This window comes from Schleiferilactobacillus perolens DSM 12744, from assembly GCF_001435585.1.
Classification (GTDB): domain Bacteria; phylum Bacillota; class Bacilli; order Lactobacillales; family Lactobacillaceae; genus Schleiferilactobacillus; species Schleiferilactobacillus perolens.
Genome location: NZ_AZEC01000075.1, coordinates 1 through 416, shown reverse-complemented (window position 1 = coordinate 416; position 416 = coordinate 1). Strand labels below are relative to the sequence as shown.

At 36.3% G+C, this 416-nt stretch carries 1 protein-coding gene and 1 pseudogene; both read left to right on the top strand.

Features of this window, described 5'->3' with window-relative positions; translation table 11 throughout:
- Positions 1–94: pseudogene (locus FD09_RS17055) on the top strand (type II toxin-antitoxin system RelE/ParE family toxin); the annotation flags it as partial.
- Positions 91–375, top strand: a complete 285-nt coding sequence (locus FD09_RS15680; RefSeq protein ID WP_056988598.1) for a helix-turn-helix domain-containing protein — start codon at positions 91–93, stop codon at positions 373–375. The pseudogene FD09_RS17055 and the gene FD09_RS15680, both read left to right, overlap by 4 nt.
- Positions 376–416: the final 41 nt, after the last annotated feature.

The following is a 416-nucleotide window of genomic DNA, read 5'->3' as shown; positions in this document are numbered from 1 at the left end:
TTTCACGAAAAAAACGCAAAAGACACCTGAAAATGAAAAGAAAATCGCTCGGAATAGACGCAGTCAGTATTTGAATAAGGAGGAAAATCAATGAGTAAACTTGATGCATACGTTGCTGAACGTAGTAAAAAAAATCCTGAATTTGCACAAATTGTTGAGCAAGAAAATATTAATTTAGAGGTAGCAGTGAAAGTTCGTGACCTTCGTGAAAATATGGGGTTGAGCCAACGTGAATTTGCCAGTTTGATTGGTAAACCACAATCAACGATTGCACGCATTGAAAATGGTTCGATGAATGCTTCAACAAAGATACTATCCGAGATCGCCCAAGCAACAAACCAACGGTTGACCATTCAATTTAGTCCAGCATTTTAAGATCTATTATAACATTAAACAAAAAAACAGCCCCTATTATC

Coding starts and splice junctions, on each gene's coding strand:
- FD09_RS15680 (WP_056988598.1), top strand. CDS start 91: ATGAGTAAACTTGATGCATACGTTGCTGAACGTAGTAAAAAAAATCCT.